Genomic DNA, 26,176 nt, shown 5'->3' with positions numbered 1-26,176 from the left:
TCAGCTCTTCTGGGGGCGCTCGCCAAAAACGGCTGAGCCAACGCGAACACAGGTGGAGCCTTCTGCGATTGCCATTTCTAGATCACCGGACATGCCAATGGATAGAGTGTCCAGTGGCCCGGCTTCCGGGAAGTCTCGCTTCAGGTCCTTTATGATGGTCGCAAGCCGTCGGAAACTCTCCCTCAAACCGGACTCGTTTTGGTCAGGGTCGGGTATGGCCATAAGGCCTCTGAGTGTGAGCCCCGGCAACTGGCTTATCTCCGAAACCAGTTCCGGCAGTTCATCTGGACGGCACCCGGATTTACTCTGTTCATTGTTAATGTTGACCTGAAGGCAAATATTCAATGGGGGCAGCCCGGTTCCTCTGTGTTCGCTCAGGCGTCTTGCAACTTTCAGGCGGTCAACACTGTGAACCCAGGCAAAAGCTGAAGCGATTTGCCGTGTTTTGTTGGATTGAATGGGGCCAATGAAATGCCATTCAATATCGGCCATGTCGCTGAGCTCGGATATTTTGTCGAGCGCTTCCTGAAGGTAGTTTTCCCCGAAGGTCAATTGGCCGGCCGCAGCGGCTTCTCTGAGTTCCTCAGCCGAGCGGGTCTTGCTGACCGCCAACAGGCTCACAGAACCGGCATCACGGCCCGCCTGCAATGTTGCTTTTTGTATGCGTCGGGTTACGCTCCCGAGGTTGTCTGCTATGCTGCTCATAGTATGAAATAGTCGCGTTTGGTCTGCCCATTCTATGGCGACACGTTACTCGCAGGTCACTGAAATGCCAAGTGATCGGAGTAGGGTCATGCCAGACAGGCGCTACCTGGATAAAAGAATAAGCCCTCCGAGGACTTGTATGGATATTACTGAACTGCTTGCCTTCTCGGCGAAACAGGGTGCGTCTGACTTGCATCTTTCCGCCGGTCTGCCACCGATGATTCGTGTTGACGGTGATGTGCGCCGTATCAATCTTCCGCCCCTGGAACACAAAGAAGTTCATGGGCTTATCTACGACATCATGAACGACAAGCAGCGCAAGGACTACGAGGAGTTTCTGGAAACGGACTTTTCTTTCGAAGTACCCGGTGTCGCACGCTTCCGTGTTAACGCCTTTAATCAGAATCGGGGCGCAGGTGCTGTTTTCCGTACCATTCCCTCGAAAGTTCTGACCATGGAAGACCTTGGCATGGGCCAGGTGTTCAAGGATATTGCTTCAGTTCCCCGTGGGCTGGTTTTGGTTACAGGGCCGACTGGTTCCGGTAAATCGACCACGCTTGCAGCGATGGTGGACTATATAAACGATACGCGCTACGAGCACATTCTCACTGTAGAAGATCCTATCGAATTTGTGCACGACTCCAAGAAGTGCCTGGTCAACCAGCGGGAAGTGCACCGGGATACTCTCGGCTTTAACGAAGCCCTGCGTTCCGCATTGCGGGAAGACCCCGACATTATTCTGGTTGGTGAGCTTCGGGATCTGGAAACTATCCGTTTGGCGCTCACTGCGGCAGAAACAGGGCATCTGGTATTCGGAACTCTGCACACCACCTCAGCGGCAAAAACCATCGACCGGGTGGTAGACGTATTCCCTGCGCAGGAAAAATCCATGGTGCGATCCATGCTTTCCGAATCGCTGCAAGCCGTTATCTCCCAAACACTTATGAAAAAAATGGGCGGTGGCCGCATAGCAGCTCATGAAATCATGATCGGTACCTCTGCGATTCGGAACCTGATTCGCGAAGATAAAATTGCCCAGATGTATTCTTCCATTCAAACCGGTGGTTCGCTGGGCATGCAGACGCTGGATCAGTGTCTGGAGCGCCTGTTGCAGAAGGGGCTGATTTCCCGCGAAGCTGCGCGGCTTAAGGCGAAAATGCCGGACAATTTCTGACCCTCGAGTCATCGAGGCAAAGAGAGTGCTGGCACAAGGTAGACCCAAAGAAAAAAGAAAGAACATAGGTAAATAAAATGGAATTCGAAAAGCTGCTTCGCCTGATGGTTGAAAAAGGAGGTTCAGACCTCTTTATCACTGCGGGTGTTCCGCCCAGCATGAAAGTGCACGGTAAAGTGTTGCCTGTCACTAAAAATGCATTAACGCCGGAGCAGACCAGGGATTTGGTTTACGGCGCAATGACTGAGAAGCAGCGCGCCGAATTTGAGGAATCCCACGAGTGCAACTTTGCCATCAGCGCACGTGGTATTGGCCGCTTCCGGGTGAGCGCCTTTTTTCAGCGCAATCTTTGCGGCATGGTACTGCGACGGATTGAGGTGAAGATCCCTCAGGTCGATGAGCTTGGGCTGCCGGAAATCGTCAAAGAGTTGGCTATGACCAAGCGTGGGTTGATCATGTTCGTGGGCGCCACAGGCACGGGTAAGTCAACCTCGCTGGCCGCCATGCTGGGGCACCGTAACCGCAACAGCCGTGGACATATTATTTCCATTGAAGACCCCATTGAATTCGTGCACCAACACCAGGGTTGTATCGTGACCCAGCGGGAAGTTGGCATTGATACCGAGAGCTTTGAGGTCGCGCTGAAAAACACATTGCGCCAGGCACCCGATGTTATTCTCATCGGCGAGGTGCGTACCCGCCAGACTATGGAGTACTCGGTTCAGTTCGCTGAAACCGGCCACCTATGCCTTGCGACACTCCACGCAAACAACGCCAACCAGGCGCTCGACCGGATTATCCAGTTTTTCCCGCCAGAGCAGCACAATCAGATCTGGATGGATTTGTCTCTTAACTTGAAGGCTATTGTTGCTCAGCAGTTGATTCCCACACCAGACGGTAAAGGCCGCAAGGCGGTCATTGAGGTTCTGATCAATACGCCACTGGTCGCCGATCTGATTCGAAAGGGCGAAGTTCACAAGCTTAAAGAGCTGATGTCCAAGTCCAACGAAACCGGTATGCGGACTTTTGACCAGGCGCTGTATGAACTTTATGCTGAAGGTTCAATCACCTATGAGGATGCGTTGGCGCATGCCGATTCGGCAAACGATCTGCGCCTGATGATCAAGCTGGGTGCTGATGCACAAGGGGCAGATAAGCTGTCGTCATCTGTGGATAAACTGACCATACAGAACGACTAAGCAGGTAAACCCGGCCTGGCCGGGAACTGTTAGCAATTCGAACTATTAGTTTTGGCATTTGAGGCCAGTAAGCACAGATGCGTATACTCCGCCCAAATTACACAATGGAGTGAACGCTGTTATGCAATCTACACGTCTGATTCGCGCTATTCGGCTGGCCACGCTGGCCGCAGTAGCTGCTCCAGCCAGCGTTTATGCTGGCGGTTTTTCCTTGAATGAACAAAGCGCAAGTGCCATGGGCGTTGCAAACGCCGGTGCTGTCGCTAACCCTGAGAACGCAACCACGGTACTGTTCAACCCGGCGGGCATGAGTCAGCTGAAAGGGACGAATATTTCTTTTGGTGCGGCAGTTCTTGATATTAAAGCTGAGGCTAAGAGTGCCAGCGCCACGAATACACTGGGTGGGCCAGTAAACGGTGGTACCGGCGGTGATATTGCAGACCCGGCCTTTCTGCCTAACTTCTACCTGACCCATGAAATCAACGAATCGATCGATGTGGGCTTTGGCTTTCATGCGCCTTATGGTCTGGCTGCAGATTACGAGGATGATTTTGTTGGGCGCTATTTTGCAGATAAAACCGAACTGACCGTAATTTCGTTTTCGCCAGCAATATCTGTGAATAACGGTAAAGGCCTGTCCATGGGTCTTGGCTTGAACGTAATGTACGCTGAAGGACGTTTGTCGAAGTATCAGGATATCCGTGGCGCGCTTGCACAGCAAGTTGGCCCTGCTCAGGCAGGTCCTTTGGCTAACGCATATGAGGCTGAATTCGGCGCCCCCTACGCGGATATAAACGGTGACGACATTGGCGTAACTTTCCGCGTTGGCTTTTTGTACGAGCTGTCTGACCGCACTCAGTTTGGTTTGGCTGCGCAAACAGGCACCGAATTTAACCTGGAAGGGGATGTTGAAATTAGCAATTTCCCTGCTCCAGGTGGGCAGCCACCAACTGGTTTGATGCCGGTAACTCTTACCGAGGACGTGCGAGTACCCTTGGCCATTCCCGAGAGCATCACTCTCGGCGCACGGCATCAGTTGAACGATACCGTCACGCTTCTCGCTGGAGCTAGCTATTCCAGATGGAGCCGTTTTGAGGAGCTGGATATCATCAGCCGCGAAGGCGGGACGGGCCAGGTTTCCGGGTTGACAGGAAACGAAGTCATTACCCACATCACCGAAAAGTGGAAGAACACTTGGCAGTTTAACGTCGGTTCGATCTGGCAGGTAACTCCAGAGTGGGCGTTGAAGGCTGGTTATGCTTGGGATGAGTCGCCTGTAGACAACTATCTGACAGCCCGTATCCCTTCGAGCGACCGGCACTGGCTGACTCTGGGTGGCCAGTGGAAGAGCGTTGATAACGGTTGGACCGTTGATGCGGCCGTCGGTACCTTGCTGTTTACTGACGACCCGAAGGTTGATGAGTACTCCTACCTCCATGCTGCGCCAGATCAGAAGGATCCATCTGCGGGTGCGTCCAACTATAAAGGCGAATACGAGCTGAGCGCCTGGAGTGCTTCCTTACAGGTAAGTAAGGCCTTCTAAGCCTCTCGGTGAAGTCCTAGCAAACTGGCAATAGAAAACGCCCGGCCGAGTTCACTCGCCGGGCGTTTTTATTCAGTGTGCCTGATCCCAGTTATCGCCCACCCCAGCTTCCACTAACAGTGGTACTGCAAGCTTCGCTGCGCCGGACATGCGTTTGATCAACCCTTCACGAATCTCATCAACGGCTTCTTCCTTCACTTCCAGAATCAATTCGTCGTGAACCTGCATGGTCATGCGGGCGGTATCGGGATGTTCTGCCAGCAGCCAGCGTTCCACTTCAATCATCGCAAGCTTAATGATGTCCGCAGCTGTGCCTTGCATGGGCGCGTTAATTGCCGTGCGCTCAGCGGCCTGCTGCAGCTGCTTGTTGCGGGCATTGATCTCGGGCAGGTAAAGGCGTCGGCCAAACAGGGTTTCAACAAAACCGTCGTCATGGGCCTGCTTGCGAATATTGTCCATGTAAGTGAGTACGCCGGGGTAGCGTTCAAAGTAGCGGTCTATGTATTCCTGCGCTACTTTTCGGCTCACGTCCAGCTGCCGACCCAGGCCGAAGGCAGACATGCCGTATATCAGGCCAAAGTTGATGGCCTTGGCACTGCGGCGCTGGTCGCTGTTCACGTCCTCCAGTGCCACGCCAAAGACTTCTGCGGCAGTTGCCTTGTGGATATCTTCGCCATTCTCAAAGGCTGTCAGCATGCCTTTGTCACCGGAAAGGTGCGCCATAATGCGCAGTTCAATCTGCGAGTAGTCCGCCGCCAGAAGCTTGTAGCCCTTCTCGGCTATAAACGCCTGGCGAATGCGCCGGCCCTGGGCTGTCCGAATAGGAATGTTCTGCAGGTTGGGCTCAGACGAAGACAGCCTTCCGGTGGCTGTTACTGCTTGATGATACGAGGTGTGCACACGCCCGGTGCGGTGATGGATCAACTCCGGCAAGGTGTCCGTATAGGTGGACTTGAGCTTGCTAAGGCTGCGGTGTTCCAGAATCAGTCTCGGCAGCTCGTGCTCATGGGCCAGTTCCTGCAACACGGGTTCCGCGGTGGAGGGGGCACCTTTGGGCGTTTTCTTGATGACAGGTAGCCCCATTTTCTCGTAGAAAATAGCCTGCAGTTGCTTGGGTGATGCGAGGTTGAAGTTTTCGCCGGCCACGTCGTGGGCTTCTGATTCCAGCTCTGCCATCCGTTCCGCCAGTTCCTGGCTATGCTGTCGCAGGGTGCTTGCGCGGATTAATGTGCCGCGTTGTTCCATGCGCGACAGCACCGGCACCAGGGGTAAGTCTATGTCTTCATAGACTGATTGGAGTTTGCCGATCTTCGCCAGTTGGGGGCGCAGCACTTGATGCAGGCGCAAGGTAATGTCGGCGTCTTCTGCGGCATAGGGGCCTGCTTTCTCAAGATCCAGCTGATTAAATGTCAGCTGCTTGGCGCCTTTGCCGGCAATGGATTCAAATGTGATCGTCTCCTCGCCCAGGTAGTTCCGGGCCAAGGTGTCCATGTCGTGGCGAGACGACACGGAATTCAGAACATAAGACTCCACCATGGTGTCTTCGGCGATGCCTTCCAGGCAGATGTCGTGGTTGGCCAGTACGTTTTTATCGTACTTCAGGTTCTGGCCGACTTTTTTCAGGGCCGGGTCTTCCAGTAGCGGCTTGAGCTGGGCCAGAACGTCATCACGATCAAGTTGCTCAGGTGCGCCCATATAGTCATGCCCAAAAGGCACATAGGCCGCTTCGCCTGCTTCAATGGCAAAAGACACGCCCACCACTTCCGCACTCATGTATTTCAGGCTAGTTGTCTCAGTATCAAAAGCGAACAGCTCGGATTTTTTCAGCCTTGCGACCCAATCGTCCAATTCCTTCTGGCTGGTAATTACGCTGTAACGCTTCTCCTTTGGTGCCGGTGCAGGGGTGTCATCGGGTGTTTCGGCTGTCTGCTTTGAGGCGTCTGCGGCGGCTTCCGGAGCTTTGCTTTCCAACTCGCTGGTCCAGCCTCGAAGTTCGTATTCCCGGAACAACTCCAGCAGTTCAGCGTCGTTCTGCTGCCGCTCCTCCAGGTCTTCAAGGCCGAAAGCCAGTTCCACATCCATTTTTATAGTGGCCAGTTCACGGCTTAGCGGCAGGGTGTCGAGGGCATCACGCAAGTACTCGCCAATCTTGCCTTTAATCTCGTCGGCGTGCTCCATCACCCCGTCTAACGTGTCGTATGCGGCAAGCCATTTTACGGCTGTTTTCGGGCCGCACTTGTTCACACCCGGAATGTTATCCACTTTGTCGCCAACCAGCGCCAGGTAGTCAATTATCTGGTCTGGGCGAACGCCAAACTTTTCCAAAACACCGTCCCGATCCATGTGGACTTCGGTCATGGTGTTGATCAGGGTTACGTGGTCGCTCACCAGTTGGGCCATGTCTTTGTCGCCGGTTGAAACCACCACATCAATGCCTTTGCTGGTGGCTTCGTTGGCCAGGGTGCCGATAACGTCGTCGGCCTCCACGCCCTCCACAATCAGCAATGGCAGACCCATGGCTCGCACCATCTGGTGAATGGGCTCAATCTGTATGGCCAGGTCTTCCGGCATGGGTGGCCGGTTGGCCTTATACTCTTCATAGAGGTCGTGGCGGAACGTTTTGCCTTTGGCGTCGAACACGACAACGACTTTTGATCCGGGAAAATCCTGGTCAAGGCGCCGGATCATTGCGATAACGCCTTTAATGGCGCCAGTAGGGTGGTTCTTGCTGGTAGTGAGTGGCGGAAGTGCATGATATGCACGGAATAAATAGGACGAACCGTCCACAAGCACCACAGGTGGGGTCTTTTGCTCTGTCATGTCAAAACGGGTCCGGATTCTGATTGAAGCGTGGGTTGGCTTGTGCAACTCTGTACTTAATAGGATGTTTAAAAGGGTATCACGAAAATGAAGCGAATCGCCTGCTCTGCCTTTTTGTTGGTTTTGGGCTTTGGTTCTGCAATAGCACAAGACAGCGGTGCTTTGGATGAAACCTTGGTGGAAACACCCAGAGAGCCGGTGGTGGTTTCTGATTACCAGTCATCAAACGCAGGCCCACAGATTGTTATCCGGCCAGGTGATGATGAGGTGTTCTATGAGTACCGGGTGAATGGCCAGCTTATGGAGATCAAGGTGGTACCGGAAGTGGGGCTCGAATACTATCTGGTGCCCGCGGATGGCGGCGGCTGGATACGGGAAACCGATTCCGACATGCTGGTGCCGAGCTGGATACTGTTTCGCTGGTAAGTCCGCCTTGTATTCAAATCAGATCAACCAGAACCGGCGCCGAGCGCCGGCTTTCCAGCCCTTCTGCATCCACGGTTGTAATCTCAAATTCGTAAGCGCCAGGAGACAAGTCGGTAAGTGGCTGAGTTGTGCGCTCCGGGTTGTCGACAGGGATTACATGGAAGCTGTCCTCGTGCCGTAAGCGGTAGTAAATCCGGAACCCTGCAATTTGCCCTGGCGTCAGTGCGGAGCCATCCTCTCGAGTTTGTGGAGCGCTCCAGCTCAATGCTTTTGGGGGCTTTGCGTCATCTGTGGGCTTGTTGGTTGGCGGTTTTTGTCCAAGCGTTTCGAGTAATCCACCTGTTGCCATGTCGAACCTGCTGTTAGCGAGCTCAGATGCCCGGGCAACCGTTGTGCGAGTTGCTCTGGCATCTTCCTGACAGCCAGCCAGAAGCAACAGTGCGGAGGTAATGGCAATAAATTGCAGGCAAGCGAGCAGGCTAAACCCGCTCCGCCGCGAGAAGACTCGATAAGGCATGGCACGTTTCATGACGTTCTCTAAATAGGCTATCGATAGAGCCGCAGCTATATCGCTCGCACGTTGGGGCTGGTGTTGCAGCCTCTAATTTTTATGAGTTCGCGGCGCCGGAATAAAACGGGGAGACGGGCTACAGAAAACCGCTAAGCATTATGCGGATCGAGAGGTGCCTGACAAGTAAATAATCCGTAAAAAAACCTATATGCAGACGCAGTGCTCATTTTGCTTTTAGTATGAACATTCTAATTTTTCACCGTAACCTTGGATACAGAATCAAAGAAAAGCGCTTTCCTTCTCGCTGATCAAGCAGCCCAAACCGCAGTCAGCAATGAGGGGAAGGTCTAAAAAAAATTCGGTAAACCAAGGAGAAGTGACATGAGCAAACTCAAAACTTACCAGGAACAGCTTCAGGAAATCGTAGCGAAAGGCATCAATGCCGCTGAAGAGCAGCAGAAGAAGCTTTCGGCCAAGCCGTTCGATTTCGCAGAAAAGCTCGAAACAGAAGCGCGTGAATACAGCGTCAAGACCCTGCGCAAGCGTTACAACGGTTACAGCGACAGCCTGTTTGGTCAGCTGCGCACGTTGAACAGCCGTTTCGGAAACTTTGCTGGCGACCTCGTAGCCAAGCTTGAGAAAGAAGCTGCTGAAGGCGCAGACGTTGTGGCTGAAACCGCTCAGGACGTCAAGAAGTCTGTAGAGACCAAGAAGCCGGCCGCTAAGACGACTGCAAAGAAGAAAACTGCTGCTTCTGCCTAATTTAAGGTGATGCAGTAAGGCCAGCACGCAGTTGAGTGCTGGCATGTAAAAAAGGGGCGCCAAACTTGGTTTTGGCGCCCCTTTTTATTAGGTGCTGGTATGTGGTGGCTGGTCGTCGGCGCTTCTGAGGCAACTCAGTTGTCAGAGTTGTCGGGGTCCAGTGTCAGGGTGCGGGTTTCGCCGGTGACTCGTTCAAGGCGTTCGATGTCTTTTTCGTACGTCTGTTTAAGAGAGTCTATTTCTTGAGTTTGCCAAGAGATTTCCCGCTCAATATCGCGGATCTGGGACTCAAGACGTCGGATTTTTTCGAGTGTGGTGTCCGGTATCTTCTGCCCGGTGCGCTCCATATCCGCTGCGCGGCTCTGCTCGCTGTCCAGCTGGCTGGAAATGACGGAAATGTTGCCTCGTTTAAGCTGAATCAGCCCTCGCAGCTCGTCGAGCTTACGGTGCATGGCCTTGATGGCTTGATCCGGATGGCTGAATCGTTTTAACAGCAGTGCGTCTTTTTCACGCTGAATCGAGAGTTCTTTCTGGCGCTGCTTTTCTGCCTCGCGCGCAGAAATTTCCTCTTCTGTTGGCGCGGGAGGGATTGTTTCAATCACGCGCCCGTTCGAGTTGAGGATGTCGTAGCCGCGCTGTGTGGCTGGTTGCGGGATGGTGTTGCTGATGACAAGTTGGCCGTCTTCGTCCGTGAAACGGTACATGCTAGCCCCCGCTTTGACTGGAATAACCAGCGAAAACAGAAGGGCAGAAGCAGTAACTGAAAAAACGGTGCGGCGTTTGTGCATCAATCAGACTCCATAGCGTTCCCGGTAGTTGGCAACCTTTGCAGCGTGGCCAGAAAACTCAGGGTTAGTCTCAAGATAGTCTAAAATCTGTTCCAGGCGGATAATACTGACCACCGGAATACCAAATTCGCTTTCTACTTCCTGTATTGCAGAAAGCTCGCCGTTGCCTCGCTCCTGCCTGTCCAGGGCGATCAATACGCCGGCAGGCTCGGCACCTGAGCCGCGAATAAGATCGATGGATTCGCGTATGGCTGTGCCGGCTGTAATGACATCATCGACGATTAGCACTTTGCCCTGCAACTGGGCGCCAACAATATTACCGCCTTCGCCGTGATCTTTCTTTTCTTTACGGTTGAAGGCAAAGGGCTTGCTGTTGCCCTCCTGGGCCAGTGCCATGGCGGTTACAGTGGCCAACGGAATGCCCTTATAGGCAGGCCCGAAGATGATGTCATAATCAACGCCACTGCGGGCAATTGCAGCCGCATAAGCTTGGCTGAGGTTTAGTAGATCGTCGCCGGTGTTGAACAGCCCTGCATTAAAAAAATATGGGCTGGTGCGGCCGGATTTGAGAGTAAAGTCACCAAAACGAAGTACGTTACGACGAATGGCGAATTCAATAAAATTTTGCTGATAGTCGTGCATGGCAGGGCTTCTGGCGGGTGTGAATCTTTTAATAGCGCGTAAAAACGGTATCATACACACAAACCGAATCAGGGAACACGTATGCGGGTAGTATCAATCAGCGTCAACGGTCTTGCCCAGGCTGTTGAAAAAGGTTTTTTTGACTGGCTGGCCGAGCAGGACGCAGACGTTGTGTGTGTTCAGGATCACCGTATGCGCGCCTATGAGATTGAGGATTTCAACCTCATTCCTGAAGGGTATGAAGCTTACTTCATCGATGGCGAAAACAATGAGGACGGTGGCGTGGGCATTTACACGCGGCACTTCCCCAAGGCCATTATGTATGGCTTCGCCAACGAGCAGGCGGATCGCGAAGGGCGCTTTATTCAGGCGGATTTTGATAAGGTTTCTGTTGCCTCTGTGCTGGCGCCCTGTGCGCTGGGACGTGAGGAGGAGCTGATTAGCGAGGACGATCTGACGGTTCTCGACCATAAAGACGATTTTATGGATGCGTTCGGCCTGCATATGCAGAAAACCTTGCGTAAGCGCCGGCAGTTTATTTTCGGTGCAAACCTGCAAACAGCACAGCATGTAACGGACGCAAGTCCGCTTTACCACAGGTTGGATTTTTCAGGCTTCCTGCCCCACGAGCGGGCTTGGCTGGATCGTTTGTTTGATGAGATGGGTTGCGTAGACGCGTTCCGTGACATCAACAAGCAGAGCAACCAGTTTACCTGGTGGCCGGAGCAAACTGAGGGTTCGCGGAAGAATGCAGGTATTCGGGTGGATTATCAGTTGATGACGCCGGGTATTCGCAAGACCATTCAGGATGGCTGGATTGATAGCACGACCCGGTTTTCGGATCACGCTCCGGTGATTATGGATTACGATATCGAGATTGGCATTTGAGCTTTGGAGGGGAGTGTCGGCAGTGATGCCGCTCCCCCAGACACGCTGCGAGTACATCCCTGTACGCTTGTTTCCGGCCATCCATGGCCTCCAACAGTCTGGGCGAGCGGCATCACTGCCAACACCCCGGCATCCGTATTAGCCTTCCAACGCTTCTTTCTGCAGCACAAACAATTTCTCAATACCCTGCTTGGCCAATGCCAGCATGCTGTCCAGTTCTTCCTGAGCAAAGGGCGCCGCTTCTGCAGTTCCCTGGATTTCGATGAAGCCGCCCTGGTCGGTCATGATTACGTTCAGGTCTGTATCGGCTTCGGAGTCTTCCGGGTAATCCAGGTCAACCACCGGTGTGCCTTTGTAGATGCCAACCGATAGTGCAGCAATCATTTGCTTCAGTGGTGACTTCTTCAGGCGCTTGGTTTCAACCAAATGGTTCAGGGCGTCTGCCAGTGCCACGCAGCCGCCGGTGATGGCTGCTGTGCGGGTGCCGCCGTCGGCCTGAATTACATCGCAGTCGATGGTGATGGTGTGCTCTCCCAGGGCTTTCATGTCAACGGCTGCGCGAAGCGAGCGGCCGATCAGGCGCTGGATTTCGACGGTGCGGCCGCCTTGTTTGCCGCGGGCGGCTTCACGGCCCATGCGGCTGCCGGTTGAGCGGGGCAGCATGCCGTATTCGGCGGTTATCCAGCCTTTGCCTTCGCCGCGCAGGAAGGGTGGCACTTTGTTTTCTACAGAAGCCGTGCAGATGACCTTGGTGTCCCCGAATTCAACCAGTACGGAACCCTCAGCATGGCGGGTGTAATTCCGGGTTAGGCGAATTTCTCTGGGCTGTTCGGGGGTTCTGCCGCTTGGACGCATAGTGTTTCCTGATTTCTGAGGTAAGTGTCCGGGATGTTTCCCCGGGCGGGTTCGATTTTGGTAGCCGGCAAGTATATCACGTTGGATCTGGGTGCCGGGGTGGCTGCTGGCTGATAGACTCGGGTTCTATAGTGAATGATCACGATTACTGACCAAACCGGAGCTAACATGATCAGAAGTATGACAGCATTTGCCCGGAAGGATGTTCAGGATGGCCAGGGAACGCTGACCTGTGAGATTCGTACCGTTAATCACCGGTATCTTGAACCGTCGTTCCGGTTGCCCGAAGCCCTGCGCGAGCTTGAAAACCCATTTCGGGAAGAGCTGCGAAAGCAGTTAAAGCGAGGCAAGGTGGATGTGTCGATTCGTCTGCAGTCGGCTGAGGCTGGCGTGCCGGGGTTTGAGATCAATGAAGACATAGCGAAGGCGGTCAACGAGGCTGCAAATCATGTTAACCGTATGTTGGACAACCCCGCCCACATCAATGCTCTGGATATTCTGCGTTGGCCTGGCGTTTTGTCGGTGCCGGAGCAGGACTACAGCCCGGTTAAGGAAGCTGCGCTGAAGCTCTTTAAAGACACGGTTGAAGAGCTTGCTGTTGTTCGAGCGCGTGAAGGCGAGCGCTTGCGCCCGCTATTTGAAGACCGCCTGACACAAATGAGAGCCTTGGTTGCGACCGTTCGCGAAGGCATGCCGGGGTTGCTCAAGGCGCAGGAAGAGCATCTCCGTGAACGTTTTCAGAAGGCGAAAGTGGAGCTGGATCCTGAGCGTGTTGCTCAGGAAATGGTCATGCTGGCGCAGAAGAGTGACGTTGCAGAAGAGCTGGACCGACTGGACGCGCATATTAGTGAGGTTACAGACACTCTCAAGCGTGAGGAAGCCATCGGTCGACGGCTCGATTTTCTAATGCAGGAGCTGAACCGGGAAGCTAATACTCTAAGCAGCAAGAGTATTGATGCTGGCGTGACCCGTGCAGCAGTGGATTTGAAGGTGTTGATAGAGCAGGTACGTGAGCAGGTGCAGAATGTTGAGTGATGTCCACAGGGAGGCGGCGTTGTGCAGTTGCCCCCCCCCCCCTTATTTTTGCCCTGCTGCTACCCGGTGAATTAATTCCTCAGCAGTGGGTGCAAGCGCCATCAGTGAGCCGTTATCCTTTTCAGTGAGTTCATAGAGAATGAGCTCATTTATTCCCGCCACCAACGCCATGCTCATTTGCAGGCTCAGCGACTGCAGTGTGTTGTCTTGGGCACGCTGCTGTTCAACTTGTTTCTGCAGAAAAACGGCGAACTGCTCTGCTACCTTTCGCCGCATTTCCACCCCTGATTCTCCCAGCGCCGCGAGATCGATATACAGCGCCCGCATCAAGTGGGGTTTGGACTCGATAAAGGACAGGTAAGCCTGAGTTATATCGCGTACCAACTCCGGCCAGGTTTTGGTGGATGAACTGACGTCAAGAACGGCCACCATCATGCCTTTGCTTGTGTAATCGGCAAGCGCCAGCAGGCAATCGTCTTTGCTTTGGAAATGCTCATAGAACGTACGTCGCGACACCCGTGCAGCTGCGGCGATATCCGCCAGGGTAATCGCGCGATAGCGTTTGCTTTCAAGCGCTTGCGCAAGGCCGTCCAGCAGCCGAACACGGTAACTGTTTTCAACCTTCATTCTGTTATGTCCAGCTCGGGTGCCTCGCCACTCGGGACTATTTAGCGAGGTATTATTAACTTTGGTACTCAATAGTACCAAAAGGCGCTGCGTGCTGGTAGTCTGGTACTGAGGCGTACCAAAAACAATTGATGACAGGGGAAGCTGATTTATGGATCTTCAGACAGTGCCATCACGACACGGCACGGACAGGGCCGAAGCTGAGAGAATTGCCAAGCCGTTGCTATGGCTGATCCGTGACCGCAAGGCGGCAGTTCCCGACGAACAGCAATGGCAGCGCATGGGTGAGGCCTTGATGGTAGGTGATCCTGTTGCAGACGACTTGGCAAAATGGGTTCGTGGCGAAGGTGGTGGCAAAGCGTTCAGTCAGTTCAAGAAAATCCTGGATTCTGGGAACTACGATCAGATGGATATGGCTCCGCCGCTGCGCGCGTTTTTCGATGCTATCAAGCAGCCCCCCGCCTGGGTGGACTGGGAGCGGCTCGAGCGAGGCTCGCGGGCCAGTGCCATTTCAGGGCAAACCGGCATGCGTGTCTTGCGTGATCTTGGCCTGATGGCCGGATACCAGGCAAGAGGCATCAATCAGACACTGATCATGACTGGCGCCCTGGAGCGAGGGGCTACGCGCAGGGTTGCAGAGACCACAAAATGGTGGCTCGACTGCATTTCCTCCGGCGGTCTTAATCGTGATGCCGAAGGCTTTAAAACGACACTTCGGGTTCGCTTGATCCATGCAATGGTTCGGCAGCAACTTCTTGATAGTCCAGACTGGGATACGTCCGAATGGGGGTTGCCGGTCAACCAGCTTGATATGCAAGCCACCTATCTGGCGTTTTCTGTGTCCTTCCTGTTTGGCCAAAAGCTCCTGGGCACTCTTATCAGTCGCCAGGATTCAGAAGACATCATGCACCTTTGGCGCTATATCGGCTGGCTTATGGGTGTTGACGAATCTCTGCTGTGTGAATCAGAGCAGGAAGGCAGAATTGCGCTGTACCAAAACGTCATTAGCCAGGCCTCGGCTGACGAAAACAGCCGCAAGCTTGGTCGGGCCTTGATGGACGAACCCCTCGGCAGACGTTACCCCAATTTTGGCAAAATTCGTGGGCGTTGGGAGCGCCAGGTTCATCTGAGCATGACGCGGTTGTTTGTGGGCGGAAAAGGAATGGAAGCGCTAGGCCTTCCGAAGCGGACATTGCCTTGGTATCCCGCCGTATTTGCGCCACTGAATGCCGCCTGGACGACAGGCCATAGAATATTGCCGGGAGGACGCGCCCGATTGATGCGTCAGGGCCGAAAAGCGCAGCGGCAGCAATTGCAGACGCTGTTCGGAGAAGACCAGCCTGAGATTACGAGCGGTGTGCAATTTGGGTGACGAGTATCGCCCCACCTGCCTTTGGGGCGGCCGCCAACCGTTGAGGAAGCTTGCAGTTACCCGGCCGAATGCCGGATAATAGAGCCTCAAATTATCCCTTCGCACATCACTTTCCCGGTTGCCGATCAGGTCTCCGAAAAATCTGATCAGGGGGCGCAATTCACTCTCATGGCTAATGTTCAATGACCGGCGTACAGCGACATATTCTGGATACTGCCCTTCGACATTTTGCCGATACAGGTGAGCAGAGCATATCGGTAAGTGACCTGTCGCGAACCGCTAAAATCGCCCGTGGCACCATCTATAACAACTTTGATGATGTAACGAATCTGTTCCCCATGGTGACGGAGCAAGTCTGTCGCCGGTTTGAGGATGAAGCCCGGGAGTTAATCAGCACCGTTGAGAACCCCAGGGTCGCTTTGAGTGTGCTGCTTGGGCTTTTCCTGAGGTACGCGCACGAGCTGCCAGAGCACGGGCGTTTTCTGATTCGGTTTGCTCCGTATATCGGGCGTCTGCGCGACATCTGGAGCAACCTGCCGTACGAGGTTCTGCGCCGCGCGGTTGAGGAAGGGCAGTTGCCGTTGGCGAAAGACCAGGCTGTGTACTATCTGCAGTTGCTTGCAGGGTCCACATACGGGTTCATGACACTGGTTGTTGAGGGGCAAAAAAGCTGGAGGGAGTCAACGGAGGCGTTAAGCCTGATGGTATTGGCTGCGTGTGGTGTGCCTCAACAGGATGCCAAGAATGATGCCCGTGAAGCGCTTGAGATTTTGACGGCCTCCTCAGAGGCCGTCTGAAAGCAATCAGATCATACGATCTTCCGCAGTACCTTTCCTACAAACTTGTTAAAACCGCCGGCTGGCGGATTAAAGGCGAATGCGCCGTTAAGCTTGGGCTGTATCAGTACCGATTTGAGATGGCTCAGCTGATCAAATCCGGCTTTACCGTGATAGGACCCCATACCGCTCTCACCAACGCCGCCAAACGGCATGGTGTCTGCAACGACATGAAACGCAGTTTCGTTCACGCAGGCCCCGCCAGACAGGGTGCCATTGAGCCAGAAGTCCCGCTCTTGGCGACCGTCTGAGAATACATACAGCGCGAGTGGCGACGGGCGAGAGTTTACAAATCCCCGGGCTTCCTCGGGAGAGTCGTAGGTGATCAGCGGCATTACAGGCCTGAATATCTCCTCACGCATTATTCGGCTGTCTTTGGGCGGGTTCAACACCAGCGTTGGGTTCATTTTACCTTTGGCATGCTCGGTGTTTTTGGGTAAAAGCTCCCGCACTTCAGCACCTGCGGCTTTGGCATCAGCTACCAACTCGTGCAGGCGGCTAAGGTGGTTGTCGTTAACGATCCCTGTGTAGTCCGGGCTTTGCGGTCCCTCCGGGAAAAAGTTGTGTACCGCCGCTTCCATTGCCGTCGCAAAGGCTTCCAGCTGATTCCGTGGTAGCAATACATAATCCGGAGCAACACAGATTTGCCCGGCATTGGCTACTTTTCCGAATGCAATTCTGCGTGCTGAATAATCGATGCTGGCGTGTTCACCAATGATGGCCGGAGATTTCCCACCCAGTTCGAGCGTAACGGGGGTGAGATTTCGCGCAGCTGCGATTGCCACTTCCCTTCCTACCCGAGTCGAACCGGTGAAAAACAGGTGATCAAATGGCACGTTGGAAAATTCCTGAGATAGTTCAACGCCGCCGATGCACACAGAGACCTCTGTTGGTTCAAACGTGTCGGCAATCATCCGGGCCATCACTTCGGATGTTTTGGGCGTTAATTCTGATGGCTTCAGCATGACGCGATTGCCCGCAGCAAGTGCCGCAGCTATGGGAGCAATCGCCAGATAAACGGGGAAGTTCCAGGGCGATATGACGCCCACCACCCCTTTGGGCTGGGGAATGATACGACCGCGCGCAGGCTTCAGATGCAGTGGCACTCCGACCTTACGCGGTTTCATCCAACGTTTGACGGAGCGGCGATTGCGCCGAATGTCGCCAAGCGGAACAGTGATGTCGAAGATGCTTGAATCAGCCTCCGAACGGTGCCGGAAGTCCGCATTCATCGCGGCGACCAACTCCGGCTCGTACTTGAGCAATGCAGTTTCAAGTCGGGATAGGCGCTCTTTACGCAATGCCGCAGAAGGCATTGGGTCGGTTAAGTGCGCGGCACGAGCGGCTGAAAAAATGGCTAGCAGTTGATCAGATTGGGGAGGATTCGAAGTCATATCAGCGCTCCTCAGCGAGATGAAGCTGGAAAGTGTCGGGCCAGAATGCACGCCTCAGGAAGGCGGCCATCTGGTTGTTGGCGAAGCTGGCTTCAGGCGTCAGATGCATACGGACGGGCCAGATGTGACCCGCGCCGGCCTGCCGCAATACCTCTACCTGACCGCCGGCAGCTGAAAGCGCGTTCGCCATACGTTCGGTATCATCACGCAGGAGTTCGTCTTCGCCGGTGAGCAGCATGGTGGGTGGGGGCGGGCGGTCCCATTCTACAAACAGGGGTGATACCGCAGGGTTATCAAGCGGCTGGCCGTCGGCATAGAGTTGTGCTGTTCGCCTTAACCAGCTTTCCGGCACCATGGCTTCGCTGCGCTTGTTGGTGCGCACAGATTCTCCTGAAAGCGACAGGTCAAACCAGGGAGAGACAGCCACCATGGAGGCTGGGTCGGGCAGCCCGGCGGCGCGAATACGGGCCAGCAGGGCAAACGCGAGTGCGCCTCCGGCGCTGTCCCCGGCAACGGCGATATTGGAAGGCTGGTAGCCTTCGGCAAGCAGGCCGCGATAAACCGCTTCGGCATCGTCAGGGGCTGCGGGGAATGGATGTTCCGGCGCCAGCCGATAGTCTGCCAGAAACGCACGGGCGCCACTGGCTGCGGCAACGCCGGCTGCCCAAGCCCCGTGGGAGCCTACGCCGCCTACAGTAAAGGCGCCGCCATGAAGCCATAACACCACTCTTTTGGAGCCAGGCGTGACGGCGGGGGTGCCAAGGTCACACCAGTGCCCCAGAACCCCACCCACTTCGCCCTTTTGCAGGCGAACATCCATGGGGCGGGGATAACACAGCCAAGCGTGCAAACTCGCCACACGGCGTAATAGCTTTTGTGATGGAACCGCGCCAATCAAGGGCTTTTCGAACAGGTGCTGGAACAGCGTCCAGAACCGTTGGCGCTTTGAAATACCGTTCGCCATGATCAATCTCCGGTAAGTTGGGCGCGGAGCTTGTGCTTTAGCACCTTGTTCATGGGTGAGAGTGGCAGCTCATTCACCAGCGACAGGCTTCGAGGGTGTTTGTAGCCGGCAATCCGGTCTTTCAGATAGCCATTCACCTCGTCCAACGTGGGGGCGTGACTTTCTTTAGGGACGATTACGGCATGAACTCTTTCACCCCATTTCTCGTCCGGTAAGCCAATCACTGCGACCATGGCGACTCCAGGCAGTGTTGATATGGCGCTTTCAACCTCCGAGGAATAGACGTTCTCGCCGCCGGTAATGATCATGTCTTTTAGCCGGTCGCGCACATAGAGAACGCCCATGTCATCAAGCATGCCGAGGTCACCCGTTCGGTAGCCGCCGTTACGCAGTGCGGCGTCGGTCTCCGAGGGGCGGTTGCGGTATCCGGACATCACTGTCGGCCCATAAACCACAATTTCACCAACCTGGCCTTGGGGCAGGGCGGCACCATTATCATCCTCGATGCGGATCTGTACGCCGGGCGCTCCGGGTTGGCCTGCACCGTCGATACGCTCATGCTCACCGCTATGGAACTGGGGCCCCAGAAATATGGTTATCCCGGCCTCTGTCATGCCATAGGCCTGGGTGTAGGTCACGCCAGGGAAGGTTCCTTTGAGGCCAGCGAGGAGCCCGGCGGAGATTGGCGAGGAGCCATACATCAGCCGTTCCAGACCGGAAAAGTTTTTGCAGCTGAACTCCGGGTCTGTGATCAGCATCTGCATCATGGTGGGCGCCAGCCCCAATTCTTGTACGCCGTGGTCACGCACTGCTGCAGCTACAAAATCCGGCCTGAACATAGGCATCAACAGTTGGGTTGAGCTTTGAATCAAGCGGGTCAGCGTGGGCTGGATTCCGGCAACGTGGAAAAACGGGAAGCAAGAGCTGTAAGTCTTCTCAGCAGTAGGGAAGCCCGCCACAGCCATGACCATGGCGCCGGCGACCAAGCTGGAGTGGGAATGAACCACCCCTTTAGATCGGCCGGTGGTGCCGCCGGTATACAGAATAATAGCCGGGGTTTCAGGGTCTCGCTCGCGGTTCAGTTCAACAGGCTCGGCGCGCAGATCAGTAACCGACTGCATACCCGCAGGCGTTTCGCCCTGACCGATATGCACGAAGATCAACTCCGGCCTGTTTTTGGCGAGTTCTGTCGCCAGGGGCAGGAATGGATCGTCCAGAGCGACCACTGACACGTCTGCATCATCCAGCGCAAAGGCGATTTCCGCTGCAGCCCACCGTAAATTGAGTGGGACTGGAACCAGGTTCGCCAAGGGAGTGGCCAGGATGATCTGCAGGGTTTCGATGCTGTTAAGTCCCAGTACGGCCACGCCCTTGCCGGGGTCGAGCCCAAGCTTGGTTAGCCCGCCGGCGATTTGCCGAAGGTCGCGCACAAAGTCCGGGCTGCTCAAGGCTCGCCCGGAGAGGTCACTGAAGGCCACTCGCCCGCTATCGGTTTTTTCGGCGAAAAGGTAAAGCTCATCTAATGTCTGGAAAGTCATTGTTGTAGTCTCTAACCAGTGAGTAAGGCCGTGTCAGTCGTGGAAGAATTCTGCTGCTGCCTTCTCTGCAATCATGATTGTCGGTGCGTTTGTGTTGCCGCTGATTAGCGTTGGCATTACGGAAGCGTCTATCACGCGAAGACCTTCAACGCCTCGTACCCGCAACGATGTATCGACAACAGAATCCTGATCGCTGCCCATGCGGCAGGTTCCAATGGGGTGGTACACGGTGTCGCAGTGGTTGCGGATCATTTCCATAAGGTCTTCGTCGCTGTCGGTAGAACGAGCGGTGAAAGACTGGGTAATTCGGCTCGCAACCGGCTCAGATTCCATGATCTGCAAGGTGCGACGAACCGCCTTTAAAAGTAGCTCTGCATCTCGCTCGTCGCCCAGGAAATCGGGATCGATTAGTGGCGCTGCCATGGGATCGGTGGAGGCGAGGGCAACATGGCCTCGGCTTTCAGGCCGCAGAATGCAGGCATGGCAAGAGATTCCGTAGCCTGGCTTGATCTTCCGGCCGTGATCTTCAACTCGCGCGATAACGAAATGCAGCTGCACGTTGGGCCAGTCATCATGCACCCCGTCGACTGAGAAAAACGCACCACCTTCTGTGAAGTTGGTGGACAGCAAGCCTTTACCGCTGGAAAACCACTCACGCATCCCGCCCAGTAAGCGGAAGGTGCCTGACACGCCCACGCCAAATACATCGGTGGTGTTAACCCCGTAGGACAAAACAACATCGGGATGGTCTTGAAGGTTTTGGCCCACGGCAGGCGAATCATGTATCACCGGTATGCCGTGGTGTTGCAGGTGCGCTGCCGGCCCTACTCCGGAGAGCATAAGCAGCTGCGGAGATTGAAACGCGCCAGCAGACAATATGACCTCTTTGGCTGCTTCGACAGACAGGGTTTTACCGCCTTGGCGATACTCAACACCGGTGGCCTTGTTTCCGGAGAACAATACTCGGGTAGCATGTGCACCGGTAATCACTTTCAGGTTGGGGCGGGTGTCCATCACAGGGTGGAGATAGGCCGCCGCTGCTGAGCAACGTTGCCCCCTGCGACTGTCGTGGAACTGGGTTACCTGGTAATAGCCGATGCCGGCCTGGGTTTCGCCATTGAAATCGTCTGTAAGCGGTAATTGGCAAGCCTGGCCGGCGGCGATCCAGTCTTTGGTGATGGAGCGAGGGCTGGACGGATCGGCAACATGCAGCGGCCCTGCAGCGCCATGGAGATCGTTGCCTCCACGTTCATTGCTTTCGGATTTTCGGAAGTAGGGCAGTACCCCTTTCCAATCCCAGCCTTCGGCACCAAGTTCGGCCCAGCGATCATAATCGCGGGGGTTGCCGCGGGTGTATACCATGGCATTGATTGCCGAAGAGCCGCCCAGGGTGCGCCCGCGTGGCTGATAGCCACAGCGTCCATTGAGCCCGCGTTGTGGCACGGTCGTAAACGCCCAGTTGTTCAGCTTTACCGGTTTGCCGGGCATCATCGCCACGGTCAGGGCGGGCATGCGCACCAGCAGATCTTTTCCTTCGCCGCCCGCCTCCAGCAGGCACACGCTCTTGCTGGGGTCTTCGCTTAACCGGGCCGCCAGTACAGAGCCAGCCGAGCCTCCTCCAACAATCACATAGTCAAACTGAGACGGCATCGCGAACCTCCTGCTGGCAGGGCTCGGTGCGAGCCATTGTCAGGTCGCTCCGGTCGATCTCGGCCATGGAAGCGACAAACTCTTTCCAGGTGTAAGGGAAAACAACGGGCACACCCGCTGCATCCAGGTACCAGCTCTGGCAGCCGCTCGTCCAGACAGATTCACCAAGTCCGGCTTTTATGTACTCGACGAACGCCGATACAGCTTCCGGGGTGGGTTCGATCTCATCTGCAGAGCCGTCACGCCAGATGTCCATCAACCGCAACACGTAGTCCAGCTGCTCTTCTGCCATGCCGATAACCGAGTTGTTGCCGATGGGGGTACCCGGCCCGAGCATAAGGAAGTAGTTGGGGAAGTTTTCCATGAGCACAGCGTGGTAGCTGGGGTAGGTGCCGTCTTTCCATGCATCATCAATGGTATGACCAGAGCGCCCTACCAGGCTGCCCGGACGCATGTAAGCGAAGTTGTCGAATCCTGTTGCCAGTACAATAACGTCGAGGGGAACCAGCTCTCCTGTAACCAGGCGCACGCCCTCAGCCTCAATACCTTTGATGCCGTCGGTAATCAGGTGTGCATTTTCTTTCTGTATCGCAGGGTAGAACGTGAAGTTGACCACCATGCGCTTACAACCAACGCCGTAATCCGGCGTGAGCTTTTCGCGCAGATCGCGTTTACGAACACCCAAGCGAAGATAGGCTTTGCTGGACAGGTTCAGAAGCGTTCGCTGTACGGGCTCCCCTGTCGTTGCTTTTACGAAGAACTGCTCAATAAATGTTTTGTACAGTGACTTCCAAGGCTTGATCCGCTCGGGTTTTTCCTTCCAGCGGTTGCGCATCCATTCCGGGAAATTCAGGTTTGGAAAGGGAAATACCCACTGCGGCGTTCTCTGGAATACAAAGGTTTCGTGCCCGGCCTTAACCAACTCGGGCACTACCTGGTGGGAGGTAGAGCCTGTTCCAATGACACCTACCCGCTTGCCTTTCAAGTCCACATCGTGCCGCCACTCGGCGGTGTGCCACGTCTCGCCGCTGAAACTGTTCAGCCCGGGAATGTCAGGGCGCTTGGGTTTGTGCAGAATGCCGGTTGCTGCAATCACAAAATCCGCAGTGAACACATCGCCCTTGTCGGTCTTTACTGTCCAGATTGCTGTGGTCTCATCGTAAACGGTTGAAACGGCAGTCGTTTCAAAGCGAATCATCGGGAGTACGTTGTATTTTTTCGCAACGTGTTCCAGATACTCCTGAATTTCTCCACCTTGTGCGCACTGGCTCGACCAGGGCCAGGGCTCGAATGAGTAGCAGTAGTGAGGCGAGGGGATGTCGCAGGCTACACCGGGGTAGGTATTCTCACGCCATGTGCCGCCAACCCGGTCTGCTTTTTCAATAATGATAACGTCGTTGATTCCTGCTTCCGGCAGTTTGATACCTGCAAGAATACCGGTGGCGCCTGCCCCAATTACCAGCACTGAAGGCTGCCTTTTGTTATTCATAATATCTCCCTCTAGCTGGTCGACATCCGGCCCTTTGCACTCAGCTGCCATCGCGAACAGTTTTCTGAAACGGCTTTTAGTGAACACCCGTGATCAAAAATATTCATGGGCGGTTAACAGCTAATCATAAAAGCAGAACACAAACAAATTTTTTGGACTTTGTTGACTTGTTTTGAACGTTAGTGTTCAATTTGGCCTGATATGCAGGATGAAGCGGCTACTCATGGAAGGTTTCGCAGATGAATATTTGTGCTCAGAAGTGCAGTCTAGGTGTAGCGAAAATAGCAGTCGTGATTTTGGCGAAGGCCGGCGCGAAAACAAAAGAATCGATTTAACAGAGAAGGAACAATGAAATGAGTGACACGCCAGTTCTTTTGTCCCGCGATGGGCAAGTTGCGACGATTACACTCAACCGGCCGGAGCACTACAACGCTCTGAATGCGCCGATGCGCAAAGCCTTGACCTCTACCTTGGCTGAGGTGGAAGCAGATCCAACGATTCGGGTTTGCATTATTGGTGCTGCCGGTAAGGGATTTTCTGCAGGGCAGGACTTACAGGATTTTGACTACAAGCAAATATCGGATCTGCTGCTGGATGAATACGAGCCGCTTCTGAAAACTATTCATCACGGCAACAAGCTCTATATCGCTCGCGTCCATGGCCAGGCAGCCGGTATTGGCGCCGCGCTGGCCCTGACATGCGATCTGGTGATGATGGCAGAGGATGCCAGTGTGTATCTGGCGTTTGCTGCCATTGCGCTCGTGCCCGATGGAGGCCTCACCTGGCATCTGCTGAATGCCATGGGGCGCCACCGCGCGCTGGCTGCCATTATCGAAGGAAAGCGGCTTGATGCGGAGACGTGTTTAACTCATGGCTTGGCCAATAGGGCCGTGCCTGCTGAAGGCCTGGAGCAAGAAGCGTTTGAATGGGCCAGTTCTCTGGCGGGTGCTGCGCCACTTGCTGTTGCCGGGACCAAGCGCTTGCTGCGCGAAGTGGCCAGCTGTGACTGGGGTTCAGCAGTAGCGGTTGAGGCCGAGGAACAGAATGTCACCACCAAGTCGAAGGACTTCATGCGGGGCGTTCAGGCATTTGTTGCTCGTCGTGCCCCGGAGTTTGAAGGTAACTGATTGGGCTCATTCGGCCAGGCTGGCAAGCTCTCTCGGTAATTCCAGAGTTACCCGCTGGCGGCTAAGGGGGCAGTCAAACTCCAGGCTGGCGGCGAGGAGCTGCAAGGGAACTCCTGCAGGTTTGCCGTAAAGGCGATCGCCAATAATCGGATGCCCTATGCTCTGCAAATGCTTGCGGATCTGGTGTTTGCGGCCTGTCTCGATGATGACTTGCAGAAGACTTGTTTCGGCTGCGTCATCGGTGCTTAGCGTGGACGCATGACTGATTGCGGCTTTGCCATCAATCGGTGTGTCGATCAGTTGGTCCTGCGTATTGATGACGCCGGCCACTCGGGCCAGGTAACGCTTGGTCATGGTGCGCCCGGAGAAACACTGGGAGAGCGCACCCGCGGCTTTTGAGTCGTGGGCAATCAGCATTAGCCCGGCAGCATCGCCATCCAGCCGGTGAATAAGGAAGCAAGGTCGCTTCAGTTCAAGCTCCGCCCAGCGCAAGAGGCTGCAATGGTCTCCCCATTGCGAGCCTTGAGCTAACAAGCCGTGGGGCTTGAACCAGACACTGTAGCGGCTTTTATCCTCTACCAGGATCGCCGCTTCCGGTTTGCGGTTCAGAACATTCTCATCGTAATAAAGCTGCAACTGAGTGCCGGCTTGCAGCTCTTTGGTTGCGCGCCGCAGCCGCACTTTCTTGCCTTTTAGAGTCCACCAGCAGGCGCCTTTGTTCATGGCGTCTTTGATGCGCTGGCGAGGAAGCCCGGAGGCTTCGCTCAGGGCTTCACTGGCTGTTTCGGGCTGCTTTACTGTAACGTCGAATTTTCTACGCATTACTGGCCAGTATCTCCGGGCTTGATGGCTAGTAAGTCGGTTCTCAGATGAGTGAGCACCTTCTCTGCGGTGTTTCCAATCACACGGGCCTTCAGGCCGGTTTTACCGCTGGTGCCGATGACCACCATATCGACTTTCAATTTGTTGGCCACGCTGGGGATCACCTTGTGTGCCGGGCCAGCGGCCAGGTGAACCTGGTCCCGGCTCAGGTGCCAGGTGTTGCACAGGTGCGTAATGGTCGGTTCCAGAGCTGTTCGGCGCCGCTGCTCATGGTCAGCTACATTGATGATCTCCAGGTCTGCCAGCACCTCGGAAATATGCAGCGCATGAACCAGATGAACCTCCGATCCAAAGGCCTTTGCCAGTACGAAGGCCTGCTCAATGATCTTGGTGTTCAGTGCTTTTTTGACCGGTTTGGTGGAACTCAGGTCTACCGCGGCCAGAATCGGGTGGGCATGGTTCCATTTTTGCTCAGCTACCAGCATCACCGGTACCGGGCACTCACGGATAAGGTGCCAGTCAGTCGGCGTGTATAACCATGTTTCCGAGCGGCTTCCGGTTTTGATGACGGCCTTGAAGCGGTTGGGATGGGCGTGTTCAATGATCCATTGGTGAATATTCTTTTCCCACACAGTATGCGTGGCGACTTGCAGGTCGGTGCAGTCGGAAAGCGCCAGCATCTGATCCAGCCAGCGCTGACGAAGTTCAATGAGGGCATCGCGGGCACGTTGTTGCACGGTAGGGTCTGACGGCAAAGCGCCCAGATGTTCATGGGTGAACGCCACGATTTCCAGTTGGGCGCCCGTGGCGCGGGCCAGTTCGATTCCCCGGGCCAGAGCTTTCTGGTGCTTGTGGGCCGGATCCATGACAATCAGAAGTTTATCCATGCTGCCTTCCGTCGTTTGCTGCTGTTTCCTTGATGTTACCAGTTGTGGCGGCATCCGGGATGCGGTGTTTGGTCAAAGGTCGTATAATTATTCGCTTTGCGGGCCTCCAGTAGTGGCGGCCA

24 protein-coding genes are annotated in these 26,176 nt (G+C 54.9%); 10 read left to right on the top strand and 14 right to left on the bottom strand.

Annotated features, from left to right (window positions below; genetic code table 11):
* On the bottom strand, window positions 1-705 hold the full coding sequence (locus tag Q0824_RS15740; protein WP_298452879.1) for a YggS family pyridoxal phosphate-dependent enzyme: 705 nt from the start codon (window positions 703-705) through the stop codon (window positions 1-3).
* A gap of 139 nt (window positions 706-844) precedes the next feature.
* Here Q0824_RS15740 and Q0824_RS15735 point away from each other — a divergent pair, with 139 nt between their 5' ends.
* The 3 genes from Q0824_RS15735 (at window position 845) to Q0824_RS15725 (ending at window position 4,621) form a co-directional block, all read left to right on the top strand.
* Window positions 845-1,879 (top strand): type IV pilus twitching motility protein PilT, encoded by a 1,035-nt coding sequence (locus Q0824_RS15735; protein ID WP_200203444.1) that lies wholly within the window; start codon window positions 845-847, stop codon window positions 1,877-1,879.
* Between the two features lie 77 nt (window positions 1,880-1,956).
* Window positions 1,957-3,078 carry a PilT/PilU family type 4a pilus ATPase gene (locus tag Q0824_RS15730; protein ID WP_298452874.1) on the top strand — a complete coding sequence of 374 codons (1,122 nt, stop codon included), beginning with the start codon at window positions 1,957-1,959 and terminating at the stop codon, window positions 3,076-3,078.
* Between the two features lie 121 nt (window positions 3,079-3,199).
* A complete protein-coding gene (locus Q0824_RS15725; protein WP_298452871.1) occupies window positions 3,200-4,621 on the top strand; it encodes a TonB-dependent receptor in 1,422 nt (473 codons plus the stop codon).
* 72 nt (window positions 4,622-4,693) lie between these two features.
* Here the strand turns inward: Q0824_RS15725 and polA are convergent, their stop codons facing one another.
* Window positions 4,694-7,441, bottom strand: coding sequence for a DNA polymerase I (polA, locus tag Q0824_RS15720; RefSeq protein ID WP_298452868.1), 2,748 nt, complete (start codon window positions 7,439-7,441; stop codon window positions 4,694-4,696).
* Between the two features lie 87 nt (window positions 7,442-7,528).
* Here polA and Q0824_RS15715 point away from each other — a divergent pair, with 87 nt between their 5' ends.
* On the top strand, window positions 7,529-7,867 hold the full coding sequence (locus Q0824_RS15715; RefSeq protein WP_298452865.1) for a DUF2782 domain-containing protein: 339 nt from the start codon (window positions 7,529-7,531) through the stop codon (window positions 7,865-7,867).
* A gap of 13 nt (window positions 7,868-7,880) precedes the next feature.
* Here the strand turns inward: Q0824_RS15715 and Q0824_RS15710 are convergent, their stop codons facing one another.
* Window positions 7,881-8,396, bottom strand: coding sequence for a fibronectin type III domain-containing protein (locus Q0824_RS15710; RefSeq protein WP_298452862.1), 516 nt, complete (start codon window positions 8,394-8,396; stop codon window positions 7,881-7,883).
* A 363-nt stretch (window positions 8,397-8,759) separates the two neighbouring features.
* On the opposite strand from Q0824_RS15710, the gene Q0824_RS15705 reads away from it, so the two are divergent.
* A complete protein-coding gene (locus Q0824_RS15705) occupies window positions 8,760-9,140 on the top strand; it encodes a hypothetical protein (RefSeq protein ID WP_298452858.1) in 381 nt (126 codons plus the stop codon).
* Window positions 9,141-9,274: 134 nt separating this feature from the next.
* Here Q0824_RS15705 and Q0824_RS15700 read toward each other — a convergent pair whose 3' ends face one another.
* Both Q0824_RS15700 and pyrE read right to left on the bottom strand, forming a co-directional pair.
* On the bottom strand, window positions 9,275-9,928 hold the full coding sequence (locus Q0824_RS15700) for a DUF4124 domain-containing protein (RefSeq protein WP_298452855.1): 654 nt from the start codon (window positions 9,926-9,928) through the stop codon (window positions 9,275-9,277).
* 3 nt (window positions 9,929-9,931) lie between these two features.
* Window positions 9,932-10,570 (bottom strand): orotate phosphoribosyltransferase, encoded by a 639-nt coding sequence (pyrE, locus tag Q0824_RS15695; RefSeq protein WP_298452852.1) that lies wholly within the window; start codon window positions 10,568-10,570, stop codon window positions 9,932-9,934.
* A gap of 81 nt (window positions 10,571-10,651) precedes the next feature.
* Between pyrE and Q0824_RS15690 the strand changes: the two genes are divergently transcribed.
* A complete protein-coding gene (locus Q0824_RS15690; RefSeq protein ID WP_298452849.1) occupies window positions 10,652-11,458 on the top strand; it encodes an exodeoxyribonuclease III in 807 nt (268 codons plus the stop codon).
* A 138-nt stretch (window positions 11,459-11,596) separates the two neighbouring features.
* Here Q0824_RS15690 and rph read toward each other — a convergent pair whose 3' ends face one another.
* On the bottom strand, window positions 11,597-12,313 hold the full coding sequence (gene rph, locus Q0824_RS15685; RefSeq protein ID WP_298452845.1) for a ribonuclease PH: 717 nt from the start codon (window positions 12,311-12,313) through the stop codon (window positions 11,597-11,599).
* 168 nt (window positions 12,314-12,481) lie between these two features.
* On the opposite strand from rph, the gene Q0824_RS15680 reads away from it, so the two are divergent.
* Complete coding sequence (locus Q0824_RS15680; RefSeq protein ID WP_298452842.1) at window positions 12,482-13,348, top strand: YicC/YloC family endoribonuclease; 867 nt, start codon at window positions 12,482-12,484, stop codon at window positions 13,346-13,348.
* A 42-nt stretch (window positions 13,349-13,390) separates the two neighbouring features.
* Here the strand turns inward: Q0824_RS15680 and Q0824_RS15675 are convergent, their stop codons facing one another.
* Window positions 13,391-13,975 (bottom strand): TetR/AcrR family transcriptional regulator, encoded by a 585-nt coding sequence (locus Q0824_RS15675; RefSeq protein WP_298452840.1) that lies wholly within the window; start codon window positions 13,973-13,975, stop codon window positions 13,391-13,393.
* Window positions 13,976-14,126: 151 nt separating this feature from the next.
* Between Q0824_RS15675 and Q0824_RS15670 the strand changes: the two genes are divergently transcribed.
* Together Q0824_RS15670 and Q0824_RS15665 are read left to right on the top strand one after the other, a co-directional pair.
* Window positions 14,127-15,347, top strand: a complete 1,221-nt coding sequence (locus Q0824_RS15670; RefSeq protein WP_298452838.1) for an oxygenase MpaB family protein — start codon at window positions 14,127-14,129, stop codon at window positions 15,345-15,347.
* Between the two features lie 182 nt (window positions 15,348-15,529).
* Window positions 15,530-16,144 carry a TetR/AcrR family transcriptional regulator gene (locus Q0824_RS15665; protein WP_298452836.1) on the top strand — a complete coding sequence of 205 codons (615 nt, stop codon included), beginning with the start codon at window positions 15,530-15,532 and terminating at the stop codon, window positions 16,142-16,144.
* An 11-nt stretch (window positions 16,145-16,155) separates the two neighbouring features.
* Here Q0824_RS15665 and Q0824_RS15660 read toward each other — a convergent pair whose 3' ends face one another.
* Genes Q0824_RS15660 through Q0824_RS15640 form a run of 5 tightly spaced genes read right to left on the bottom strand, consistent with a single transcriptional unit; the run spans window position 16,156 to window position 23,218 of the window.
* Window positions 16,156-17,577, bottom strand: coding sequence for a coniferyl aldehyde dehydrogenase (locus Q0824_RS15660; protein ID WP_298452833.1), 1,422 nt, complete (start codon window positions 17,575-17,577; stop codon window positions 16,156-16,158).
* Between the two features lies 1 nt (window position 17,578).
* Window positions 17,579-18,541 (bottom strand): alpha/beta hydrolase, encoded by a 963-nt coding sequence (locus Q0824_RS15655; RefSeq protein ID WP_298452830.1) that lies wholly within the window; start codon window positions 18,539-18,541, stop codon window positions 17,579-17,581.
* Between the two features lie 2 nt (window positions 18,542-18,543).
* A complete protein-coding gene (locus Q0824_RS15650; protein ID WP_298452827.1) occupies window positions 18,544-20,079 on the bottom strand; it encodes an AMP-binding protein in 1,536 nt (511 codons plus the stop codon).
* 33 nt (window positions 20,080-20,112) lie between these two features.
* Window positions 20,113-21,729: a GMC family oxidoreductase N-terminal domain-containing protein gene (locus tag Q0824_RS15645; protein WP_298452824.1), complete on the bottom strand. Its 1,617-nt coding sequence runs from the start codon at window positions 21,727-21,729 to the stop codon at window positions 20,113-20,115.
* Window positions 21,713-23,218: an NAD(P)/FAD-dependent oxidoreductase gene (locus Q0824_RS15640; protein WP_298452821.1), complete on the bottom strand. Its 1,506-nt coding sequence runs from the start codon at window positions 23,216-23,218 to the stop codon at window positions 21,713-21,715. The genes Q0824_RS15645 and Q0824_RS15640 overlap by 17 nt, the downstream gene beginning before the upstream one ends.
* A 353-nt stretch (window positions 23,219-23,571) precedes the next feature.
* Here Q0824_RS15640 and Q0824_RS15635 point away from each other — a divergent pair, with 353 nt between their 5' ends.
* Window positions 23,572-24,345 carry an enoyl-CoA hydratase/isomerase family protein gene (locus tag Q0824_RS15635; RefSeq protein ID WP_298452818.1) on the top strand — a complete coding sequence of 258 codons (774 nt, stop codon included), beginning with the start codon at window positions 23,572-23,574 and terminating at the stop codon, window positions 24,343-24,345.
* A gap of 6 nt (window positions 24,346-24,351) precedes the next feature.
* Here Q0824_RS15635 and Q0824_RS15630 read toward each other — a convergent pair whose 3' ends face one another.
* The gene (locus Q0824_RS15630) at window positions 24,352-25,167 is read right to left on the bottom strand and encodes an RluA family pseudouridine synthase (protein ID WP_298452815.1); all 816 of its coding nucleotides are present in this window, start codon (window positions 25,165-25,167) and stop codon (window positions 24,352-24,354) included.
* The gene (locus Q0824_RS15625) at window positions 25,167-26,054 is read right to left on the bottom strand and encodes a universal stress protein (protein WP_298452812.1); all 888 of its coding nucleotides are present in this window, start codon (window positions 26,052-26,054) and stop codon (window positions 25,167-25,169) included. The genes Q0824_RS15630 and Q0824_RS15625 overlap by 1 nt, the downstream gene beginning before the upstream one ends.
* Between the last annotated feature and the right edge of the window lie 122 nt (window positions 26,055-26,176).

Source organism: uncultured Marinobacter sp., from assembly GCF_947488835.1.
In the GTDB taxonomy this organism is placed as follows: Bacteria; Pseudomonadota; Gammaproteobacteria; order Pseudomonadales; family Oleiphilaceae; genus Marinobacter.
The sequence above is the reverse complement of the archived record's forward strand: the minus strand, read 5'-3'. Positions and strand labels throughout refer to the sequence as shown.

Bases quoted from the DNA above. Each gene is read 5' to 3' on its own strand.
- pyrE (WP_298452852.1), bottom strand. From the start codon at position 10,570: ATGCACGACTATCAGCAAAATTTTATTGAATTCGCCATTCGTCGTAAC.
- Q0824_RS15675 (WP_298452840.1), bottom strand. From the start codon at position 13,975: ATGAAGGTTGAAAACAGTTACCGTGTTCGGCTGCTGGACGGCCTTGCG.
- Q0824_RS15655 (WP_298452830.1), bottom strand. From the start codon at position 18,541: ATGGCGAACGGTATTTCAAAGCGCCAACGGTTCTGGACGCTGTTCCAG.
- Q0824_RS15700 (WP_298452855.1), bottom strand. From the start codon at position 9,928: ATGCACAAACGCCGCACCGTTTTTTCAGTTACTGCTTCTGCCCTTCTG.
- Q0824_RS15735 (WP_200203444.1), top strand. From the start codon at position 845: ATGGATATTACTGAACTGCTTGCCTTCTCGGCGAAACAGGGTGCGTCT.
- Q0824_RS15640 (WP_298452821.1), bottom strand. From the start codon at position 23,218: ATGAATAACAAAAGGCAGCCTTCAGTGCTGGTAATTGGGGCAGGCGCC.
- Q0824_RS15670 (WP_298452838.1), top strand. From the start codon at position 14,127: ATGGATCTTCAGACAGTGCCATCACGACACGGCACGGACAGGGCCGAA.
- Q0824_RS15690 (WP_298452849.1), top strand. From the start codon at position 10,652: ATGCGGGTAGTATCAATCAGCGTCAACGGTCTTGCCCAGGCTGTTGAA.
- Q0824_RS15740 (WP_298452879.1), bottom strand. From the start codon at position 705: ATGAGCAGCATAGCAGACAACCTCGGGAGCGTAACCCGACGCATACAA.
- Q0824_RS15660 (WP_298452833.1), bottom strand. From the start codon at position 17,577: ATGACTTCGAATCCTCCCCAATCTGATCAACTGCTAGCCATTTTTTCA.
- Q0824_RS15635 (WP_298452818.1), top strand. From the start codon at position 23,572: ATGAGTGACACGCCAGTTCTTTTGTCCCGCGATGGGCAAGTTGCGACG.
- Q0824_RS15710 (WP_298452862.1), bottom strand. From the start codon at position 8,396: ATGAAACGTGCCATGCCTTATCGAGTCTTCTCGCGGCGGAGCGGGTTT.
- rph (WP_298452845.1), bottom strand. From the start codon at position 12,313: ATGCGTCCAAGCGGCAGAACCCCCGAACAGCCCAGAGAAATTCGCCTA.
- Q0824_RS15645 (WP_298452824.1), bottom strand. From the start codon at position 21,729: ATGCCGTCTCAGTTTGACTATGTGATTGTTGGAGGAGGCTCGGCTGGC.
- Q0824_RS15680 (WP_298452842.1), top strand. From the start codon at position 12,482: ATGATCAGAAGTATGACAGCATTTGCCCGGAAGGATGTTCAGGATGGC.
- Q0824_RS15725 (WP_298452871.1), top strand. From the start codon at position 3,200: ATGCAATCTACACGTCTGATTCGCGCTATTCGGCTGGCCACGCTGGCC.
- Q0824_RS15730 (WP_298452874.1), top strand. From the start codon at position 1,957: ATGGAATTCGAAAAGCTGCTTCGCCTGATGGTTGAAAAAGGAGGTTCA.
- Q0824_RS15705 (WP_298452858.1), top strand. From the start codon at position 8,760: ATGAGCAAACTCAAAACTTACCAGGAACAGCTTCAGGAAATCGTAGCG.
- Q0824_RS15650 (WP_298452827.1), bottom strand. From the start codon at position 20,079: ATGACTTTCCAGACATTAGATGAGCTTTACCTTTTCGCCGAAAAAACC.
- Q0824_RS15630 (WP_298452815.1), bottom strand. From the start codon at position 25,167: ATGCGTAGAAAATTCGACGTTACAGTAAAGCAGCCCGAAACAGCCAGT.
- Q0824_RS15625 (WP_298452812.1), bottom strand. From the start codon at position 26,054: ATGGATAAACTTCTGATTGTCATGGATCCGGCCCACAAGCACCAGAAA.
- Q0824_RS15715 (WP_298452865.1), top strand. From the start codon at position 7,529: ATGAAGCGAATCGCCTGCTCTGCCTTTTTGTTGGTTTTGGGCTTTGGT.
- Q0824_RS15665 (WP_298452836.1), top strand. From the start codon at position 15,530: ATGACCGGCGTACAGCGACATATTCTGGATACTGCCCTTCGACATTTT.
- polA (WP_298452868.1), bottom strand. From the start codon at position 7,441: ATGACAGAGCAAAAGACCCCACCTGTGGTGCTTGTGGACGGTTCGTCC.